The sequence below is a fragment of the Pseudomonas songnenensis genome, assembly GCF_003696315.1.
GTDB classification, from domain to species: Bacteria; Pseudomonadota; Gammaproteobacteria; order Pseudomonadales; family Pseudomonadaceae; genus Stutzerimonas; species Stutzerimonas songnenensis.
Map to the genome: position 1 here is coordinate 467,637 of NZ_RFFN01000002.1, position 16,961 is coordinate 484,597.

The 16,961-nt window shown below is 64.6% G+C and carries 17 protein-coding genes; 9 read left to right on the plus strand and 8 right to left on the minus strand.

Annotated elements, in window-relative coordinates; all coding sequences use genetic code 11:
- Positions 1-29 precede the first annotated feature (29 nt).
- Genes dsbD through dsbG form a run of 3 tightly spaced genes read left to right on the plus strand, consistent with a single transcriptional unit; the run spans position 30 to position 3,345 of the window.
- On the plus strand, positions 30-1,766 hold the full coding sequence (gene dsbD, locus EA798_RS06615) for a protein-disulfide reductase DsbD (protein WP_122098447.1): 1,737 nt from the start codon (positions 30-32) through the stop codon (positions 1,764-1,766).
- The gene (locus EA798_RS06620) at positions 1,766-2,581 is read left to right on the plus strand and encodes a TlpA family protein disulfide reductase (protein ID WP_122098448.1); all 816 of its coding nucleotides are present in this window, start codon (positions 1,766-1,768) and stop codon (positions 2,579-2,581) included. Before dsbD ends, EA798_RS06620 begins: the two co-directional genes overlap by 1 nt.
- The gene (gene dsbG / locus EA798_RS06625) at positions 2,578-3,345 is read left to right on the plus strand and encodes a thiol:disulfide interchange protein DsbG (protein ID WP_122098449.1); all 768 of its coding nucleotides are present in this window, start codon (positions 2,578-2,580) and stop codon (positions 3,343-3,345) included. Before EA798_RS06620 ends, dsbG begins: the two co-directional genes overlap by 4 nt.
- A 37-nt stretch (positions 3,346-3,382) precedes the next feature.
- Here dsbG and EA798_RS06630 read toward each other — a convergent pair whose 3' ends face one another.
- Positions 3,383-4,054, minus strand: coding sequence for a DUF4197 domain-containing protein (locus EA798_RS06630; RefSeq protein ID WP_106158215.1), 672 nt, complete (start codon positions 4,052-4,054; stop codon positions 3,383-3,385).
- A gap of 147 nt (positions 4,055-4,201) precedes the next feature.
- Between EA798_RS06630 and EA798_RS06635 the strand changes: the two genes are divergently transcribed.
- The gene (locus EA798_RS06635; RefSeq protein WP_122098673.1) at positions 4,202-4,666 is read left to right on the plus strand and encodes an N-acetyltransferase; all 465 of its coding nucleotides are present in this window, start codon (positions 4,202-4,204) and stop codon (positions 4,664-4,666) included.
- Here the strand turns inward: EA798_RS06635 and plsB are convergent.
- The 4 genes from plsB to blaOXA form a co-directional block, all read right to left on the minus strand.
- Entirely contained in the window at positions 4,624-7,125 is a 2,502-nt protein-coding gene (plsB, locus tag EA798_RS06640; protein WP_122098450.1) for a glycerol-3-phosphate 1-O-acyltransferase PlsB, read from the minus strand. The two genes, EA798_RS06635 and plsB, sit on opposite strands and share 43 nt — an antisense overlap.
- A 180-nt stretch (positions 7,126-7,305) precedes the next feature.
- Positions 7,306-7,671: a hypothetical protein gene (locus EA798_RS06645; RefSeq protein ID WP_106158217.1), complete on the minus strand. Its 366-nt coding sequence runs from the start codon at positions 7,669-7,671 to the stop codon at positions 7,306-7,308.
- A 143-nt stretch (positions 7,672-7,814) separates the two neighbouring features.
- A complete protein-coding gene (locus tag EA798_RS06650; protein ID WP_106158218.1) occupies positions 7,815-8,351 on the minus strand; it encodes a hypothetical protein in 537 nt (178 codons plus the stop codon).
- A gap of 141 nt (positions 8,352-8,492) precedes the next feature.
- Positions 8,493-9,275 carry a class D beta-lactamase gene (gene blaOXA / locus EA798_RS06655; protein WP_122098451.1) on the minus strand — a complete coding sequence of 261 codons (783 nt, stop codon included), beginning with the start codon at positions 9,273-9,275 and terminating at the stop codon, positions 8,493-8,495.
- Positions 9,276-9,511: 236 nt separating this feature from the next.
- Between blaOXA and EA798_RS06660 the strand changes: the two genes are divergently transcribed.
- The 4 genes from EA798_RS06660 to EA798_RS06675 all read left to right on the plus strand — a co-directional run bounded on the left by EA798_RS06660 (position 9,512) and on the right by EA798_RS06675 (position 13,421).
- Entirely contained in the window at positions 9,512-10,435 is a 924-nt protein-coding gene (locus EA798_RS06660) for an ABC transporter ATP-binding protein (protein WP_122098452.1), read from the plus strand.
- The gene (locus EA798_RS06665) at positions 10,432-11,163 is read left to right on the plus strand and encodes an ABC transporter permease subunit (RefSeq protein ID WP_013983311.1); all 732 of its coding nucleotides are present in this window, start codon (positions 10,432-10,434) and stop codon (positions 11,161-11,163) included. Before EA798_RS06660 ends, EA798_RS06665 begins: the two co-directional genes overlap by 4 nt.
- Before the next feature lie 10 nt (positions 11,164-11,173).
- Positions 11,174-13,009, plus strand: a complete 1,836-nt coding sequence (locus EA798_RS06670) for a GldG family protein (RefSeq protein WP_122098453.1) — start codon at positions 11,174-11,176, stop codon at positions 13,007-13,009.
- Positions 13,010-13,211: 202 nt separating this feature from the next.
- Positions 13,212-13,421 (plus strand): cold-shock protein, encoded by a 210-nt coding sequence (locus tag EA798_RS06675; protein WP_003283763.1) that lies wholly within the window; start codon positions 13,212-13,214, stop codon positions 13,419-13,421.
- Positions 13,422-13,523: 102 nt separating this feature from the next.
- Here EA798_RS06675 and EA798_RS06680 read toward each other — a convergent pair whose 3' ends face one another.
- Genes EA798_RS06680 through dapE form a run of 3 tightly spaced genes read right to left on the minus strand, consistent with a single transcriptional unit; the run spans position 13,524 to position 15,903 of the window.
- On the minus strand, positions 13,524-13,895 hold the full coding sequence (locus tag EA798_RS06680) for a hypothetical protein (RefSeq protein ID WP_122098454.1): 372 nt from the start codon (positions 13,893-13,895) through the stop codon (positions 13,524-13,526).
- 59 nt (positions 13,896-13,954) lie between these two features.
- Entirely contained in the window at positions 13,955-14,761 is an 807-nt protein-coding gene (locus EA798_RS06685) for a putative RNA methyltransferase (RefSeq protein WP_122098455.1), read from the minus strand.
- On the minus strand, positions 14,755-15,903 hold the full coding sequence (gene dapE, locus EA798_RS06690; RefSeq protein ID WP_122098456.1) for a succinyl-diaminopimelate desuccinylase: 1,149 nt from the start codon (positions 15,901-15,903) through the stop codon (positions 14,755-14,757). Before dapE ends, EA798_RS06685 begins: the two co-directional genes overlap by 7 nt.
- Before the next feature lie 129 nt (positions 15,904-16,032).
- Here dapE and tcdA point away from each other — a divergent pair, with 129 nt between their 5' ends.
- Entirely contained in the window at positions 16,033-16,842 is an 810-nt protein-coding gene (gene tcdA, locus EA798_RS06695; RefSeq protein ID WP_084904631.1) for a tRNA cyclic N6-threonylcarbamoyladenosine(37) synthase TcdA, read from the plus strand.
- Positions 16,843-16,961: the final 119 nt, after the last annotated feature.

The window sequence follows — 16,961 nt, forward strand, 5'->3', positions numbered from 1 at the left end:
CGGCAATCGTTCCACACAGAAGGTGCCCGATGCGCGCGTTGACGCTGATGATCCTGCTGCTCCTGCCGGGGCTGGCCTTGCCGGCCGGTGGCCTGTTCGGTGGTTCTGCACAGCAGGATTTCCTGCCGGTGGAAGAGGCGTTCGCGCTGACCGTCAGTTCGCAGGACAATGGCGCCACGCTGCTGCACTGGCGGATCGCGCCGGGCTATTACCTTTATCAGCAGCGCCTGCAGTTCGATGGCCTGCCGCCAGAGCGCCAGCCGCCGCTGCCCGAGGGTGAGCCCTACAGCGACGAGTTCTTTGGCGACTCGCAGATCTACCGCGACAGCCTCGAATTGCTGATCCCGGCGGGCGTGGAGAACAACGTGCGCCTCGGCTGGCAGGGCTGCGCCGATGCCGGGCTGTGCTATCCGCCGCAGACCCGTGAAGTTTCGCTGAGCGGTGACGGCTCCGCCTCGACAGCCTCCGGGCAGGCCCAAGATCAGGCGCTGGTCAGCGGCCTCGAAAACCAGGCACTGGCCTGGAGCCTGCTGGTGTTCTTCGGCCTCGGGTTGTTGCTGGCCTTCACCCCCTGTTCGCTGCCGATGCTGCCGATCCTGGCGGGCATCGTCGTGGGCAGTGGCGCCACATCACGCCGCGGGATCGCCCTGGCCTCGACCTACGTGGTCAGCATGGCGCTGGTCTACGCCGGGCTCGGTGTGCTGGCGGCGCTGCTCGGCGCCAACCTGCAGGCCGCGCTGCAGCAACCCTGGTTGCTGGCGAGCTTTGCCGTGCTGTTCGTGCTGCTGGCGCTGCCGATGTTCGGTTTGTTCGAGCTGCAGTTGCCGGCAGCATTGCGTGACCGTCTGGAGCGTGCCGGACGCCAGCAGCGCGGTGGCAGTCTGGCCGGTGCCGGTGCGCTGGGTATTCTCTCCGGCCTGCTGGTCGGCCCCTGTATGACCGCGCCACTGGCGGCCGCGCTGCTGTTCATCGCGCAGAGCAGCAGCGCGCTGCAGGGTGGCCTGGTGCTGTTCGCGCTGGGCCTGGGCATCGGCACGCCGCTGCTGTTGCTGGTGACCGTTGGCCAGCGCTTTGTGCCCAAGCCGGGCGCCTGGATGGACCGGGTGAAGGTGCTGTTCGGCTTTCTCTTCCTTGCGGCCGCGCTGTTCGTGGCGCGCCCGTTGCTGGCCGACTGGCTGTGGCTGGGCCTGTGGGGGGCGCTGCTGGTGGTACTCGCGACCGCCTTGCTGCATGTGGCGCAGGCAGTGCAACGCCAGCGCGTGCTCTGTCAGGCCGGCGGCGTTCTGCTGGGGCTATGGGGGGCGGCGATGCTGCTGGGTGCCGCCGGCGGCGCGGATGATCCACGCCGGCCGCTGGCGATCTATGCCGGCGGTGCAGCAGGTGCCATCTCCGTCGAGGCTCACGCGCTCGGCTTCAGCGATCCGGCCGTACTTGATCGTGAACTGGCAGCCGCCAAGGCGCAGGGCCAGTGGGTGCTGATCGATTACTACGCCGACTGGTGCGTCTCCTGTAAGGTCATGGAGAAAGAAGTCTTCGGCAATGCCCAGGTGCAGGCGAGTCTTGAGGATGTGCGGGTGCTGCGCCCGGACGTGACCCGCAGCGATACGGCCAGTCGCGAGCTGCTTGGCCGCTATCAGGTGCTCGGCCCGCCGACGTTGTTGTGGATCGGTCCGGACGGCCTGGAGCGACGCGAACGCCGCATTACCGGTGAAGTCGGTGCCGAAGGCTTTCTGAAGAACTGGAACCAAACCCGGGAGCGAGGTTGATGCTGACTGTGAATATCGGGCCGTTGGCACTGGCGGTGCCTCATGTGATCTTGCTGGGCAGCCTGCTGCTGGCCACTCTGACTGGCTGGTGGGTCGGCCGCCGCAGCGAGCGCAATCCGGAGCGGCAACTGTTTCGCCTGCTGCTGGTGGCGCTGCTGGTGGCACGCCTGGCCTTCGTCGCGATGTACTGGACGTACTACCGAGACGACTGGCTGAGCGTCATCGATATCCGCGACGGCGGCTTCATTGCCTGGCCGGGGCTGGTCGCGGCACTGGCGCTGGGCATCTGGTGGGGCTGGCGTGACGGTGAGATGCGCAAGCCATTGGGCATCGCGCTGACGGTGGGAATCCTCAGTTGGGGCTTCGGCAATCTGGCCTGGCATTCCTTCGAGCAAGGCACGCGGTTGCCGGAAATGGCTCTGCGCGACAACCAGGGCCGTCCGGTGGCGCTTGAGGACTATTCCGGCCAGCCGCTGGTGATCAATCTCTGGGCGACCTGGTGTCCGCCGTGCCGGCGCGAAATGCCGGTGCTGGCCGATGCGCAGGCGCGGGAAAGCGACACGCTGTTTCTCTTCGTCAATCAGGGCGAGGGGGAAGGGGAGATCAACCGCTTTCTGGAAAAGGCTGGGCTGACTCTGGAAAACGTGCTGCTCGACAGCGGCGGCCGGCTCGGCCAGCACGTCGGCTCCACGGCGCTGCCGACCACGCTGTTCTACAACGCCGATGGCCGCCAGGTCAGCAGCCACCTCGGCGAACTCTCGCACGCCAGCCTGGCGCGCGCGCTGGAAAAACTGAAAGAGGAAGCTGCGCCGTGATTCGATTCAAGCCGTTACCCTACCTGCTGGCTGGCGTCAGCCTGCTGGCCCTGCCCATGGCCCAGGCCGAGGAATTGCCGCAGGCGATCAAGGCCGTCGAGTCCCGTGGCGCCGAGGTCGTCGGCAGCTTCGATGCACCGGGTGGGCTCAAGGGCTATGCCGCGCGTTACAACGGGCAGGGCATGGCGCTGTATCTCACCCCGGATGGCGAGCACGTGCTGATCGGTAGCCTGCTCGATGCAAACGGTGAGGACCTGACCCGTGGCCAACTGGAAAAACTGGTCTATGAACCGCTGGGCAAGGAAATGTGGACCCGCATGGAGAGCAGCGCCTGGATCGCCGATGGCAAGCCCGAGGCGCCGCGCATCGTCTACATGTTCAGTGACCCGAACTGCCCCTACTGCAACATGTTCTGGAAGCAGGCACGGCCCTGGGTCGAGTCCGGCAAGGTGCAGTTGCGGCACATCATGGTCGGCATGCTGCGCGCCGACAGTGCTGGCAAATCCGCCGCGCTGCTCAGTGCCAAGGATCCTCAGGCAGCACTCAATGAGCACGAGGCGGCCGGCAAGGCGAGCAAGCTCAAGGCGCTGGAGAAGATCCCTGCGGAGCTGGAAGAACAGCTCACCGCCAACCTGATGCTGATGGGCGAACTTGGCGCCCAGGCAACCCCGGCGATCTTCTACCTCGACGACAGCGGCCGCCTGCAGCAGCATCAGGGCGCGCCACGCCCGGACGCCCTGGAAGAGATCATGGGGCCACGCTGAGTCGCGGCCTGTGCCAAATGCGGTTTGGGAGTAACTGTCAGAGCGCGCCGAAAACTTTCTTCGCCAGGCTGGTGGCGGCCGCAGCAGGATTCTTGCGGATGCCCGCTTCCTGCTCGGCGATGACCGTGAACAGTCCGTCGAGTGCCTGTTCGGTCACATAACTTTCGATATTGGCGTAGCTGCCGTTCAGCCCGGCCGGGACCTTCGCCGCCACGGCGTTGTACTGCTGCGCCAGGCCGACCTGGTCGGTGGCCTGCTTGACGATGGGCAGGAACTTCGCGCGAATCTGCTCGCGGCTGGACTTGTTCAGGTACTGGGTAGCCGAATCGTCGCCGCCGGCGAGAATCGCCTTGGCGTCCTGTACGGTCATCTTGCGCACCGCATCCAGCAGCAATTGCTGGGCCTGCGGCACGGCCTTTTCGGCGGCGAGGTTCATGCTGTTCTCCAGCTGTTCGACCTGCGCGCCCATGCCGAGCATTTTCAGCATCCGCGAAGCCTTGCCGATGTTGCCCGGCAGCTCGATGCGCACGTTCGGGTCGCTGCTGAAGCCGCCGGGCCGGCCGAGCTGCTGCACGGCAACCTTGGTGCCCTGGCTCAAGGCATCCTTCAGGCCCGCGCTGGCGTCGCTCTGGGTCAGGTCGGCGAGGGACAGGGCGAAGGCGCCGGCGGACAGGAGCAGGCCGGCGACGAGGGTGGTGATGCGATACATGGCGTTTACCTTGCTGGGCGGATGGGCGTGAGCCTGGCGACGAGCGCCGGTTGGCTTCGTTCGTTGATGCTAGTGGATTACGGGCAGCGCGACATCCTGACGATGATGGGTTACGGTCCCGCGCTTCTTTGTCTGGAGATTCTTCGCATGATTCGCCCGTGTCGCCCCGCTGATCTGGAAACCGTTCTGGACATCTGGCTCGAGGCATCCAGCGGTGCCCATGATTTCGTCGCGCGCAGCTTCTGGGAGGCGCGGCTGGATGATATGCGCAACCTGTATCTGCCCGCTGCGCAGACCTGGGTTCACGAGCGGGACGGAACGGTCGTCGGTTTCGTTTCGCTAGTCGACGACATCCTGGCCGCGATCTTCGTGGCGCCAACGGAGCAGGGCTGTGGCATCGGCTCGGCGCTGCTCGAGCACGCCAAGCGCCAGCGCGAACGGCTGAGCCTGACGGTCTACGCTGCCAACGAGGCCAGCATCGCCTTCTACCTTCGCCACGGTTTCCAGGTTGCCGGCGAGCAACTGGACGATCACACCGGCCATTCGGAGCTGGCGATGATCTGGCAGCCTCAGGCCCCGGTTGCGGGTGGCGCCGGCTCGCTTTCGTCCTGATGACGCTCCAGTGCCACCTGGCGGATCGACAGGCGAATCTCGGCCGGCAGTACGCGCTTGGCCGCGCCCTCGGCAAGTTCGGCGAGCTTTTCGTGGTAGCCGAGCCGGCCGTTCTCGTCCGGGCTGACCACGCCCTGCTCGCGCATGCTCTGGATGAAATGACGGAACAGCGTCTTGTCGAAGAACTCCGGTGCGTTGAGCCCATGCAGGATCGACAGGCGCTGGGCCATGACGGTGCAAAGGGTTTCCAGTTCCTCGGCGGTTAGGCTGTTCTGCCCGCTGTTGAGCAGCAGGGAGGTCGCCATGTAGAAGCGCTGCAGGGTCTGCATGACCACTCGCGCCAGCAGGGTGAGCAGCACGAACTGCCGCGAACTTGGCGCCGGGCGCACATAGTGGTTGCCGTCCACCTTGAGCAGGCCCTGTTCGACGAACGCAGCCAGCCACTGGTCGACCACCGCTTCGAGCTCTTCGACCTCCCAGCGGATGAACAACTCGGCACGCAGATACGGATACAGCGCCTCGGTGAAGCGCTGGATCTGCTCGCGGCTGATGCGCGAGCTGCTCTGGAAGAAGCTCGCCAGCAGCGCCGGCAACGCGAAGATATGCATCACGTTGTTGCGGTAGTAGGTCATCAGGACAGCGTTCTGCTCGTCCAGATAGAGGATGTTGCCCAGCGCGTCCTTCTGTTCAGCGAGCAGATTGAGGCTCTTCACGTAGGCGATCAGCGCATTGCCGTCGCCTTCCGGCAACGTGGTGCGCGGCGAGTAGGGCACCGCGCGCAGAAGGGTCTGGTAGAGATCGAGAATGCGCGCCAGGGACTGCTGGTCCAGCGCCTGACGGCTGGTGGAGAGCATCGCCAGCGCCACCAGGTTGACCGGATTGACCGCCGCCGCCTCGTTCAGGCGCTGGGCGATGCGCTCGGCCAGGCGATTGGTCGTGTCGTTCAGCCATTCGGGGCGGAAGTCCGGCGTGTGGCTCTGCTGGCGCCAGCCGGGTTGCTCATGTTCGAGGAATTCGTTGAGCTTGAGCGGCTCGCCGAAGTTGACCCAGACCTGGCCGAAACGCTGCTTGAGTGCGCCGATGACCTTGAAGATGTCGAAAATCGACTCCTTCTTCTTCGCTGCGCCGCGCAGTTCGCCCAGGTAGGTGCGGCCTTCCAGCACCCGTTCGTAGCCGATGTACACCGGCACGAAGAGGATCGGCAGGCGCGACGAGCGCAGGTAGCTGCGCAGGGTCAGCGCCAGCATGCCGGTCTTGGGTTGCAGCATGCGGCCGGTACGCGAACGCCCGCCTTCGACGAAGTACTCGACGGGGAAACCGCGGCTGAACAGGGTGTGCAGGTATTCGTTGAACACCGAGGTATACAGCGGGTTGCCCTTGAACGAGCGGCGCATGAAGAAAGCGCCGCCGCGGCGCAGCAGGCTGCCGATCACCGGCATGTTGAGATTGATGCCCGCGGCGATGTGCGGCGGCGTCAGGCCGTTGCGGAACAGCAGGTAGGACAGCAACAGGTAATCGATATGACTGCGATGGCAGGGTACGTAGATCACCTCGTAGCCCCGCACGGCTTCCTGCAAAGGCTCGATATGGTTGACGCGGATGCCGTCGTAGATCTTGTTCCAGAACCACGACAGCACCACTTCCAGGAAGCGCACGGCCGTATAGGCGTAGTCGGAGGCGATCTCGTTTCCGTAGCGCAGCGCTCTGGCTTCGGCCTTCTCGATGGATATGTTCTCGCGTTCGGCCTCATCGCGAATCGCCTGACGTACCTGTGGCGCATGGACCAGGCCCTTCACCAGATTGCGTCGGTGTGACAGGTCGGGTCCGATCACCGCGGTCTTCTGGTTGCGGAAATGCACGCGCAGCATGCGGTGCACCATGCGCAGGGTGCGCTCGTGACCCTTGTTCAGAGCGATCAGCTCGTTGAGCTGGATCGGCGGCGAAAACTGCACGCGGGTTTTGCGCCCCAGCACCAGAATGCTGAGCAGTTTGCGCAGGCGCCCGGTGACCGCCCAGCTGTCGGCGAACAGCAGTTTCCAGGCGCTGGTTTCACGATTCGGCGACTGCCCCCAGAACACGCTGACCGGGATGATCTGCGCGTTCTCCACCACGTTGTGCTCCAGCGCACCGACCAGGCGCACCAGCGCAGGCGGAGCCACCAGACGTGTGCGCCGGCCGAACCAGCTTGCCGCCGGGTTCAGAAAGAAGAAAGCGGCCGGCTCCACATGCTCGCCCACCGCCACATCAGCCACCGGGCGCGGCAGCCCGGCCTTGGTGCATTCGACGTCAAGCACGGCGAGGTCGCTCAGCGAGGATTGCTGCAGCACATAGAACACCGGCTTGCTGCGGTCCAGCTTGAGGGTGAAGGCGGACTGGTTGATGGTTTCCGAACGCACCCAGAAATACAGAACGCGGCGCAGCAGGGAGAAGATCAGACGGCGAATGGGGGAGCGGGTCATGCGGCAACTTCGGCTTGGGAAGGGACGGTGCCCTCGAAGGCGGCAAGTGTGCCGCAAGCAGAACCGCACCGCAAAAGCAGCAACGGGAGCGCCGCCAGGCTAGTTTGGCCACCAACAAACCGTTCGGCGGTGTTCAGCTCAGCTGGCGAGGCTCGGATCGCGATGCCGCAGGCACATCGATCATTCGTTGCCCCAGAATCGCCACCATTTGCGTCGTTCTTCGCGTGATTCCTGTCCCTGCTCCGAACCTCGCTCCAGTTCTTTCTGGACCTGGCCCTGTTTCTTGTCCTGCTGTTTCTGCAGACCTTTGCCGTCTGGCTGGTGCTCGCGCGCGCGATCGCGTTGCTGAACAGTTTCCCGCTCCTTTTGCTGGAGCGTTTCACGTCGTTCGTTCGCCTTGGACTTCTCCGCCTGTCCCTTGCCAGCTGGCTCGCTCTGCTCGTAACGATTCTTGCCTTTGCCTTCCTGCCCAGGGCCTTGCGCATGGCTAGCCGTGGCGACCGCAATCGTGGCGGCGGCCAGGGTGATAAGAACTGTTCTGTTCATGAGATGAGGCTCGTTGGTGAGATGAATCGCGGATCACAGGTCAAGATCCGCACCGTCCCGTCAGTATAGAGGCTGCCAAACGAGTGGTTCCGAAACGTGACCCACTGACGCAGGCGTGCTACGAGGCCTTCAATCATGACAGGTCAGTCGTTGGGCTTCAGCCAGGTGTGATTCCAGCCTGTCTGCTCAATCCAGCCCTGTTCCATCATCCATTCGCAATACAGCACACGCATCCATAGCCCTGGATCTGGCGGAACCCAGCCGCACTGCTTGGTCGGTGCATCGTGCTTCTGAACGATGCGGGTCACCCGGTTGGCTGTTGCGCGGTTGCCACTCGACGGCGGGATGCCGGCGCGTACTTCAACGATATCGAGAGGATCGATGGCGAGCGAGGCGGGTACGAAGGCGTACTGGCGCGTTGGATGCTCGGCAGTGCCGCCACAGCAATAGACTCGCCCGATGATGATGGTGCCGTCGCGGATATCGCTGCGGGGTATGCCGGTTCGCTCGAGCTCGGCAAGGAAGACCTTGTCTCGGGCCAACGCGGCGCCGTTTGCGACGTCCACGACCTGAACCAGCCGTAGCGAGTTGGGCGGTACATCATTGGGATAGAGATGGGTCGAGCCACAACCGCCGAGCATGGATCCCAGCGCCAGCACAGCCAGAAGCGATCTGTTCATGACGGTACTCCAACTCGGTGGCATGGGATGACGCGATTGTCACAGCGCAGCTGCGGCATGCAGGCCTATTGCCATAGTGTAGTGCCTTTGCGGTAGGCGAGATGCGGTGATGCCCGCAGCAATCAAATGGGCCTGCCGGCCTCAGAGTGGCGGAAGAAGCGCTTTGGCACGTAGTGCCTCCAGGACGATCTGCTGGCGCAGCGGCAGGTCCGTGGCGCCGCGGGTATCAATGTTCAAGGCGAACAGCCAGATATTCTCCTCGAGCTCGACGTAGCCGACATACCAGCCGATACCCGGTGTGCTGCGGGTAGCCCAGCCGGTCTTGGCATACAGGCGATAAGCCGGCGTGCTGTCGACCTGCATGATGGCCCTGAGGGTGTCGTAGCTGCCTGCACGATACGGCAGGCTGCGCTCGACGACGCGTCGGAGAAACGCGACCTGCTGTTCGGCACTGACGATCAGCGAGCCATCCAGCCAGAACTCGGTGTCGTTGAAGGGCTCGCGCAGTTCTCCGTAGTCCGCCTGGCGGACGTGTGACGGATAGGCTTGTGCACCGACCCGGCGCGCCAGCCACTGATAGCACCAGACGCAACTGACCTTGAACGCGCTCTTCAAGGTCTGGTCGCGGTTCCAGTCTTCGATCTCGTAATGGGTGCCGTCCCAGGCAATGACCTCGTCCGCCCCGGCGATGGCACCTTCCTCCAGCGCGATCAGTGTGTTCAGCACCTTGAAGGTGGATGCGGCGGTGAATGGCTGCTTCGCGCGGGCTTCGTTGTGCACGTAGCGCTGGCCGGTGGCGGCCGACTCGATCACCAGCGTCCCTTCAACGCCAGCCTTGCCGAACAGGTGGGCGATCTCGGCATCTTCCGCCTGCGCGATGCCTGAGAGGGCGAGTAGCAAGGTCGACAGAAACAGGTAGGGCATGGCGGGCAACCGGTGTTGGCTCCTGGAGCGGCGGCGCCCAAGCATAGGCTGTGGGAAGGCGTTCATCCACGTTCGGCGGGCGGACAGTCGCGCGTGGCGAAACCGCGAGCCTTATTCCCAGATGCGCGGTTGCATTCGTCGTGTGGCTGTTCTTATAGTTCCGCCGGCATTTTTGCAGGGTCTGGGCCGTGTCGCACGGGCGGCGCGCCGGGCCTTCAGCGCACTGGTGAGAGTCCATGATCGAAATAAGCAACCTGACCAAGCGTTTTGCCCGGCACACCGCGGTAGACGACCTGTCGTTCCAGGTCCAGCGTGGCGAGGTGCTGGGTTTTCTCGGCCCGAATGGCGCGGGCAAATCCACCACGATGAAGATGCTGACCGGCTTTCTCGCGCCGACATCCGGCACGGCGAGCATTCTCGGCCACGACATCCGCACCCAGACCCTGCAGGCCCAGCGGCAGATCGGTTATCTGCCCGAAGGCGCGCCCTGCTACGGCGACATGACAGTGCGCGGCTTTCTCGAGTTCATCGCTGAAATCCGCGGCTTTCGCGGTGCGGACAAGCGCCAGCGGGTCGAAGCCGCGGTTGCCCAGGTGGAGCTGGAGAACGTGCTGGGGCAGTCCATCGAGACGCTGTCCAAGGGCTTCAAGCGTCGCGTCGGCCTGGCCCAGGCGATCCTGCATGACCCCAAGGTGCTGATTCTCGACGAGCCCACCGATGGCCTCGATCCGAATCAGAAGCACCAGGTGCGGCAGCTGATTCAAGGCCTGGCGCAGGACAAGATCGTCATCATCTCCACGCACATTCTCGAAGAGGTCAGCGCGGTGTGCACCCGCGCGGTGGTGATCGCCCACGGCAGGCTGGTGGCCGACGGCACGCCGTTGGAGCTGGAAAGCCGTTCCAGATATCACCAGGCGGTCACGCTGGTCAGCGACGCTCCGCTGGACGACGTTGCCCTGGCCGCGCTGCCGGGTGTCGCCGGGGTCGAGCGTAACGAGCGGGAGCACAGCCTGACGGTGCTGGCGCAGCCGGGGCAGGTGATCTTCCCGCAGGTCAATGCGCTGATCACCCAGCAGGGCTGGGTGGTGAAGGAGCTGGACGTCGAGCGCGGCCGGCTGGATGAGGTGTTCCGTAACCTGACGCGAGGGGAAGCGCTATGAGCCAGTTGCCGGTCATCTTCAAGCGCGAGCTGGGCAGCTATTTCGCCACGCCGCTCGCCTATGTGTTCATCGTGATCTTCCTGGTGCTCTCCGGGGTATTCACCTTCTACCTGGGCGGTTTCTACGAGCGCGGCCAGGCGGACCTGACGCCCTTCTTCAGCTTTCATACCTGGCTCTACCTGTTCCTGGTACCCGCTATCGCCATGCGCCTGTGGGCTGAGGAGCGCAAGTCCGGTTCCATCGAGCTGCTGATGACACTGCCGATCACCCGTTTCGAGGCGGTCGCCGGCAAGTTCCTCGCCGCCTGGGTTTTTGCCGGGATCGCGCTGCTGCTGACGTTCCCGATGGTCATCACCGTCAACTACCTGGGTGAGCCGGACAATGGCGTGATCGTCGCCGGCTATCTCGGCAGCTGGCTGCTGGCCGGTGCCTTTCTGGCCATCGGCTCCTGCATGTCGGCGTTGGCGAAGAATCAGGTGATCGCCTTCATCCTCTCGGTGGCGGTGTGCTTCCTGTTCATCGTCAGCGGTCTGCCGATGGTGCTCGATGCGCTGGCCTGGGCGCCGCAGTGGCTGATCGATGCGGTGGCTTCGCTTAGCTTTCTGATCCGTTTCGATTCCATCAGCAAGGGTGTGATCGACCTGCGTGACCTGCTGTATTTCGTCACGCTGATCGTCGCCTGGCTGGCGGCCACTGCGGTGGTCGTCGATCTGAAGAAAGCCGCCTGAGGGAACAGACATGAAACGACTCATCTATTCCGGTGCCGGGCTGCTGCTTATCGCGCTGGCCTTCCTGGCGTTCAATGGTCTTTCCGGCACGCTCCTGACCAATGCCCGGCTCGATCTGACCGAGCAGAAGCTCTACACCATCTCCGAGGGGACCGAGCGCATTCTCGATGGCCTGCAGACGCCCATCGAACTGCACTTCTTCTATTCGGACGAGACCGCCAAGGACCTGGTCGCGCTGCGCAACTACGCGCGTCGGGTCGAGGAGATGCTGCGTGCCTATCAGCGCGCCTCTGGCGGCAAGCTCAAGCTGCACGTGATCGATCCGCAGCCGTTCTCCGAGGAAGAAGACCGCGCCGCCGAGTTCGGCCTGCAGGCGGTACCGCTCAACCAGGGCGGCGACAAGGTCTACTTCGGTCTGGCTGGAACCAACGCCGAGGGCGGCACGCAGATCATTCCATTCTTCCCGCTGGATCAGGAAGAGTTCCTCGAATACGAAATCAGCCGCCTGGTGCAGAGCCTGGCAGCCGGTGAACTGCCGGTGGTGGGTGTGCTTTCCGGCCTGCAGCTGACCGGTGGCTTCGACATGCGCACGCAACAGGCGACGCCGCCGTGGATGGTGCTGGAGGAAGTCCGCCAGCTGTTCCATATCGAAAGCCTGCGCCGTGACGTGGACATGATTCCGACCAATGTGTCGGTGCTGCTGCTGATTCATCCGAAGGATCTGCCGGAGCAGACGCTGTTCGCCATCGACCAGTTCGTCCTGCGTGGTGGCAAGCTGCTGGTGTTCCTCGATCCGCACAGCGAAGCGGACCCCGGCATGGGCATCGGCCCGGGTGAGTTCGGCGAGGAGCGTGCCTCGGATCTAGAGCCGCTGCTCAAGGCCTGGGGCGTGCGCATGGTGCCGCAGCGCGCATTGGCCGACGGGGCCTATGCCATGTCGGTGGGCATGGGCGCGGAGCGCCGTCCGGTGCGCCACGCGGGCTGGTTGAGCCTGCCGCGCAGCGCGCTGGACCAGGATGACGTGACTACCGCGGCGCTGGAGAACATCACCGTGGCCAGTGCCGGCATTCTCGAGCCGCTGGAAGATGCGACGACGCGTTTCACGCCGCTGTTCAGCAGTTCCGAGTACAGCATGCCGGTCGAGGCCGAGCGCTTCGCCACGCTGGACAACCCGGAAACCCTGCTGCTCGGTCTTGAGCCGACCGGCGAGCGTTACACCCTGGCGGCACGCATCCAGGGGCCGGCGAAGACCGCGTTCCCGAATGGAATAGAGGGTCGGGAGAAAGGCATTCAGGAAAGCCAGAACATCAACGTCATCGCGGTGGCCGACACCGACATGCTGAGCGACCGGATGTGGGTGCAGGTGCAGGACTTCTTCGGTCAGCGCATCCCGCAGCCCTGGGCCGACAACGGGGCGTTCGTGATCAACGCGCTGGATAATCTATCTGGCACCGATGCACTGATCAGCGTGCGTTCGCGCGGCCGCTTCACTCGGCCATTCGTGGTCGTGGAAGCCTTGCAGCGTCAGGCCGAGAACCGCTTCCGCGAGAAGGAAGAGGTCCTGCAGCAACGCCTGGCCGACACCGAACAGAAGCTTGCCGAGCTGCAGAGCCCAGACCCGGAGCAGGCGTTGGAATTGACCGCTGAGCAGGAGCAGGCGTTGCGCCAGTTCATGCAGGAAAAGGTGCGTATCCGCAAAGAGCTGCGCGAGGTGCGCTACCAGCTCAACGCCGATATCGAAGCGCTGGGGCGTACGCTCAAGTTCGCCAACATCGCGCTGGTGCCATTGGTGCTGACGCTGGGCGTGCTGGCGTTGTGGCTGTGGCGCCGCAGGCGGAGCGCCTGATCCAAGCGCCTGTCCCGGCGCTGATCGGGACAGGCACAGGGGTAGGAATGGCCGTGGAAAAAAGAGGCTGACAGCCAAATTTGTTGTTTTATACTCCGGCAACGGCTGCGTTCGAGTCGCATTTGCGCCGAAGCCACTGCACTGGGCGCGGTCGTCGACCCCTCTTCCGAGGAATAACAAAAAGCGAGTTGGAGAAGTGGTAATGGCTGAGCGCGAGACAGGAACCGTCAAATGGTTCAACGATGCAAAAGGCTACGGATTCATTCAGCGGGGTAATGGCGCCGACGTGTTCGTGCATTACCGCGCCATCCGTGGCGACGGCCACCGCTCGCTGGCCGAAGGGCAGCAGGTGGAGTTTTCGGTGACTCAGGGCCAGAAGGGCCTGCAGGCCGAAGACGTCGCAGGCGTCTGACCTCGGTTGCGCAATGACAAAGCCCGTCCAAGAGACGGGCTTTGTTTTTGACGCGGCAATAATTTCAGCCCGCCACCGGTAAGCGATGAAGAGCGCTGGCGGTCAGCCCGTGTGCCAGACGATCTCCTCTTCGCCGTCATCGCTGATGCGGATCCAGCGGTCGGCCACTTCAACGGCTTCCTCTTCCTGCCAGCCGCCTGGCGCGCAACGGATTTCCACGCTCAGGGCGGCGTGAGCGGCGCGGGCGCAAGCGAGATCGTCCTCCCAGGGCGTGGCGTCGCTTTCCAGCAGCAGGCAGTGCCATTTGCCCACCGCCTTGGGCAGCCAGGTCACCGGAATCCCGGCCGCGCTGCACTTGAAGGTCTGGCCTTTCTGCTGCCAGTCCGAGCACGGACCGATGGCCTGGGCCAGCCATTCGCCAACCGCTTGCTGGCTGGCATCCCTGAGGTAGATCTCGATATCGGGTTGACGCATGGGCGACTGCCTTATGTGGTGAAGCAAGGTTCTTCAGTGGTCGAGCAAAAAGATGAACGCTAGGACGTGCGTTCGATCCAGTCGTAGCGTATCGCAACCCGCACGCTGAGGTGACTGTCGATCACCGCCGTACGGCGTTCGGCACTGGCGCGCCAGCCGTGTGGGGTCATCGCCAGCAGATCGGCGCGTGCCTGGGCATCGTCCAGTTGCAGCTCGTAGCTGAGGGTTTCGCTATGGGCCAGACGCATGCCTTCGGGAATCAGCGACAGGTGTTTCTCGTCGTCGTAGTCGCGTACCTCGTCGTAGAGCCGCGCGCGCAGTTCCCACAGATGGTCGCGGGTTGGCCCCATGCGCAGCAACCCGCCGCCGGGCGAGAGCAGGCGGCGTGCTTCCTGCCAGTCCAGCGGGCTGAACACGCTGGCCAGCAGGTTGCAGCTTGCATCGGCCAGCGGCACGCGGGCCATGCTCGCGACCAGCCACTCTAGTTGCGGGGCGCGTTTGCAGGCGCGCTTGATCGCCTCGCGGGAGATGTCCAGTGCATAGCCTTCGGCGTCCGGCAGCGCGGCAGCTAGTTGGGCCGTGTAGTAGCCCTCGCCACAGCCGATGTCCAGCCAGCGTTGCGGCGCACGCTCGGCGGCCAGCTCGGCGAGGCGTCGGGCCAGCGGCGCATAGTGACCGCCATCGAGAAAGCGTCGGCGCGCCTCGACCATGGCTTGGTTGTCGCCCGGATCGCGGCTGTTCTTGTGCTGCACGGGGAGCAGGTTCAGGTAACCCTGGCGCGCGCGGTCGAAGCGGTGGTTGGCCGGGCAGGCCACACCATTGTCGACCGCGTTCAGTGGCGCCTGGCAGATCGGGCAGATCAGCATGCCAGCAGGTTCACCAGCGTCTGGTAGTAGATCTCGGTCAGCAGGTCGAGATCGCTGGCCAGGATGTGTTCGTCGACCTGGTGGATGGTGGCGTTGACCGGGCCGAGCTCGACCACCTGGGTGCCCAGGGTGGCGATAAAGCGCCCGTCCGAGGTGCCGCCGCTGGTGGACGGCGTGGTCTCGCGGCCGGTGACGCTGCGGATCGCCTTGGCCACGCCGTCGAGCAGGTCGCCCGGCTCGGTGAGGAACGGCAGGCCGGACAGCGCCCAGTCGATGCTCCAGTCCAGACCGTGCTTGTCGAGGATCGCCGCGGTGCGTTGCTGCAAGCCTTCGACGGTCGACTCGGTGGAGAAGCGGAAGTTGAACACCGCTTCCAGCGTGCCGGGAATGACATTGGTGGCGCCGGTGCCGGCGTTCAGGTTGGAGATCTGGAAGCTGGTCGGCGGGAAGAAGGCATTGCCATCGTCCCAGTGTTCGGCAGCCAGCTCGGCCAGTGCCGGCGCGGCCAGGTGGATCGGGTTCTTCGCCAGATGGGGGTAGGCCACATGGCCCTGCTGGCCGCGCACGATGAGCGTGCCGCCCAGCGAGCCGCGGCGACCGTTCTTCACCACGTCGCCCACCAGGCTGGTGCTCGAGGGTTCGCCGACGATGCACCAGTCCAGGCGCTGGCCGCGCGCGCGCAGGCGCTCGACCACCGCCTTGGTACCGTGGTGCGCCGGGCCTTCCTCATCGCTGGTGATCAGGAAGGCGATCTGTCCCTTGTGGTCCGGATGGTCGGCGGTGAAGCGTTCCACTGCCACGACCATGGCGGCCAGGCTGCCTTTCATGTCTGCCGCGCCGCGACCGTGGAGCATGCCCTGCCCGTCGATGCGCGCACTGAACGGCGGGTTCTGCCAGGCTTGCAGCGGGCCGGTGGGAACCACGTCGGTGTGGCCGGCAAAGCACAGCACCGGGCCTTCGGTGCCGCGGATGGCCCAGAAGTTCTCCACGTCCTCGATGTGCATCGGCTCGATGGCGAAGCCGCAAGCCGCCAGGCGCTGGCTCATCAGCTGCTGGCAGCCTTCATCCAGCGGCGTCACGGAGGGGCGGTTGATCAGCTCGCAGGCCAGTTCGAGCGTCGGGGAGAGGGCGGGGGCGGTCATCACGGCTCCGGTACGGCGGGGAAAGGGCGCCATATTAAAGCAAAGCCGCGATCTCGGTGACGGCCGGATGCAGTGGTCGCCACGCGGCGAGGTCTTATAATCGCCAGGTTTTTCTCCGGGGGAGTCGGCATGTCTATCGATGAACAGCGTTTCGGCGGCATTGCCCGTCTGTATGGGCGGCTCGGTCTGGAGCGGCTGGCGGCGGCCCATGTGGCGGTGGTCGGCATCGGCGGTGTCGGCTCGTGGGCGGCCGAGGCGCTGGCACGCAGCGGCGTCGGCGAGATCAGCCTGTTCGACCTGGACGATGTGTGCATCACCAATACCAACCGGCAGATCCATGCGCTGGACGGTGCGGTGGGCAAGCCGAAGGTGGATGAAATGGCTGCGCGCATCCGTGCCATCAACCCGGCATGTCGGGTTCATGCCGTGCCCGACTTCGTCACCCGCGAAACCATGGCCGAGTACATCACCGAAGACATGGACTGTGTCATCGACTGCATCGACAGCGTGCCGGCCAAGGCGGCGCTGATCGCCTGGTGCAAGCGCCGCAAGATCCAGATCATCGCGACCGGCGGGGCGGGCGGGCAGGTGGACCCGACGCAGATTCAGGTCGCCGATCTGAACAAGACCTTCAACGATCCGCTGGCGGCCAAGGTGCGTTCGCTGCTGCGGCGCGAATACAACTTCTCGCGCACGCCGGGGCGCACCTACAGCGTGCCCTGCGTGTTCTCCACCGAACAGTTGCGCTACCCGAAGCCCGATGGCGGCGTGTGCCAGAGCAAGAGCTTCGTCGGCGAGGGCGTCAAGCTCGACTGCGCCGGCGGCTTCGGCGCGGTGACCATGGTTACCGCCACGTTCGGCATGGTCGCCGCCGCACGGGCGGTGGACAAACTGGTGGCCGGCGCACGACGCCCGAGCGAGCGAAGCGGGCGCGACTGACCGAAAGCTGCCGCAGCCGCTCTATCATGCGCCCGGAATGAAAGTTCCGCTGTCACAAAATCTTTATAGATCAGCCATTTGGCTGACATACACCGTCGCCAAGATTCCCCCGAACACAA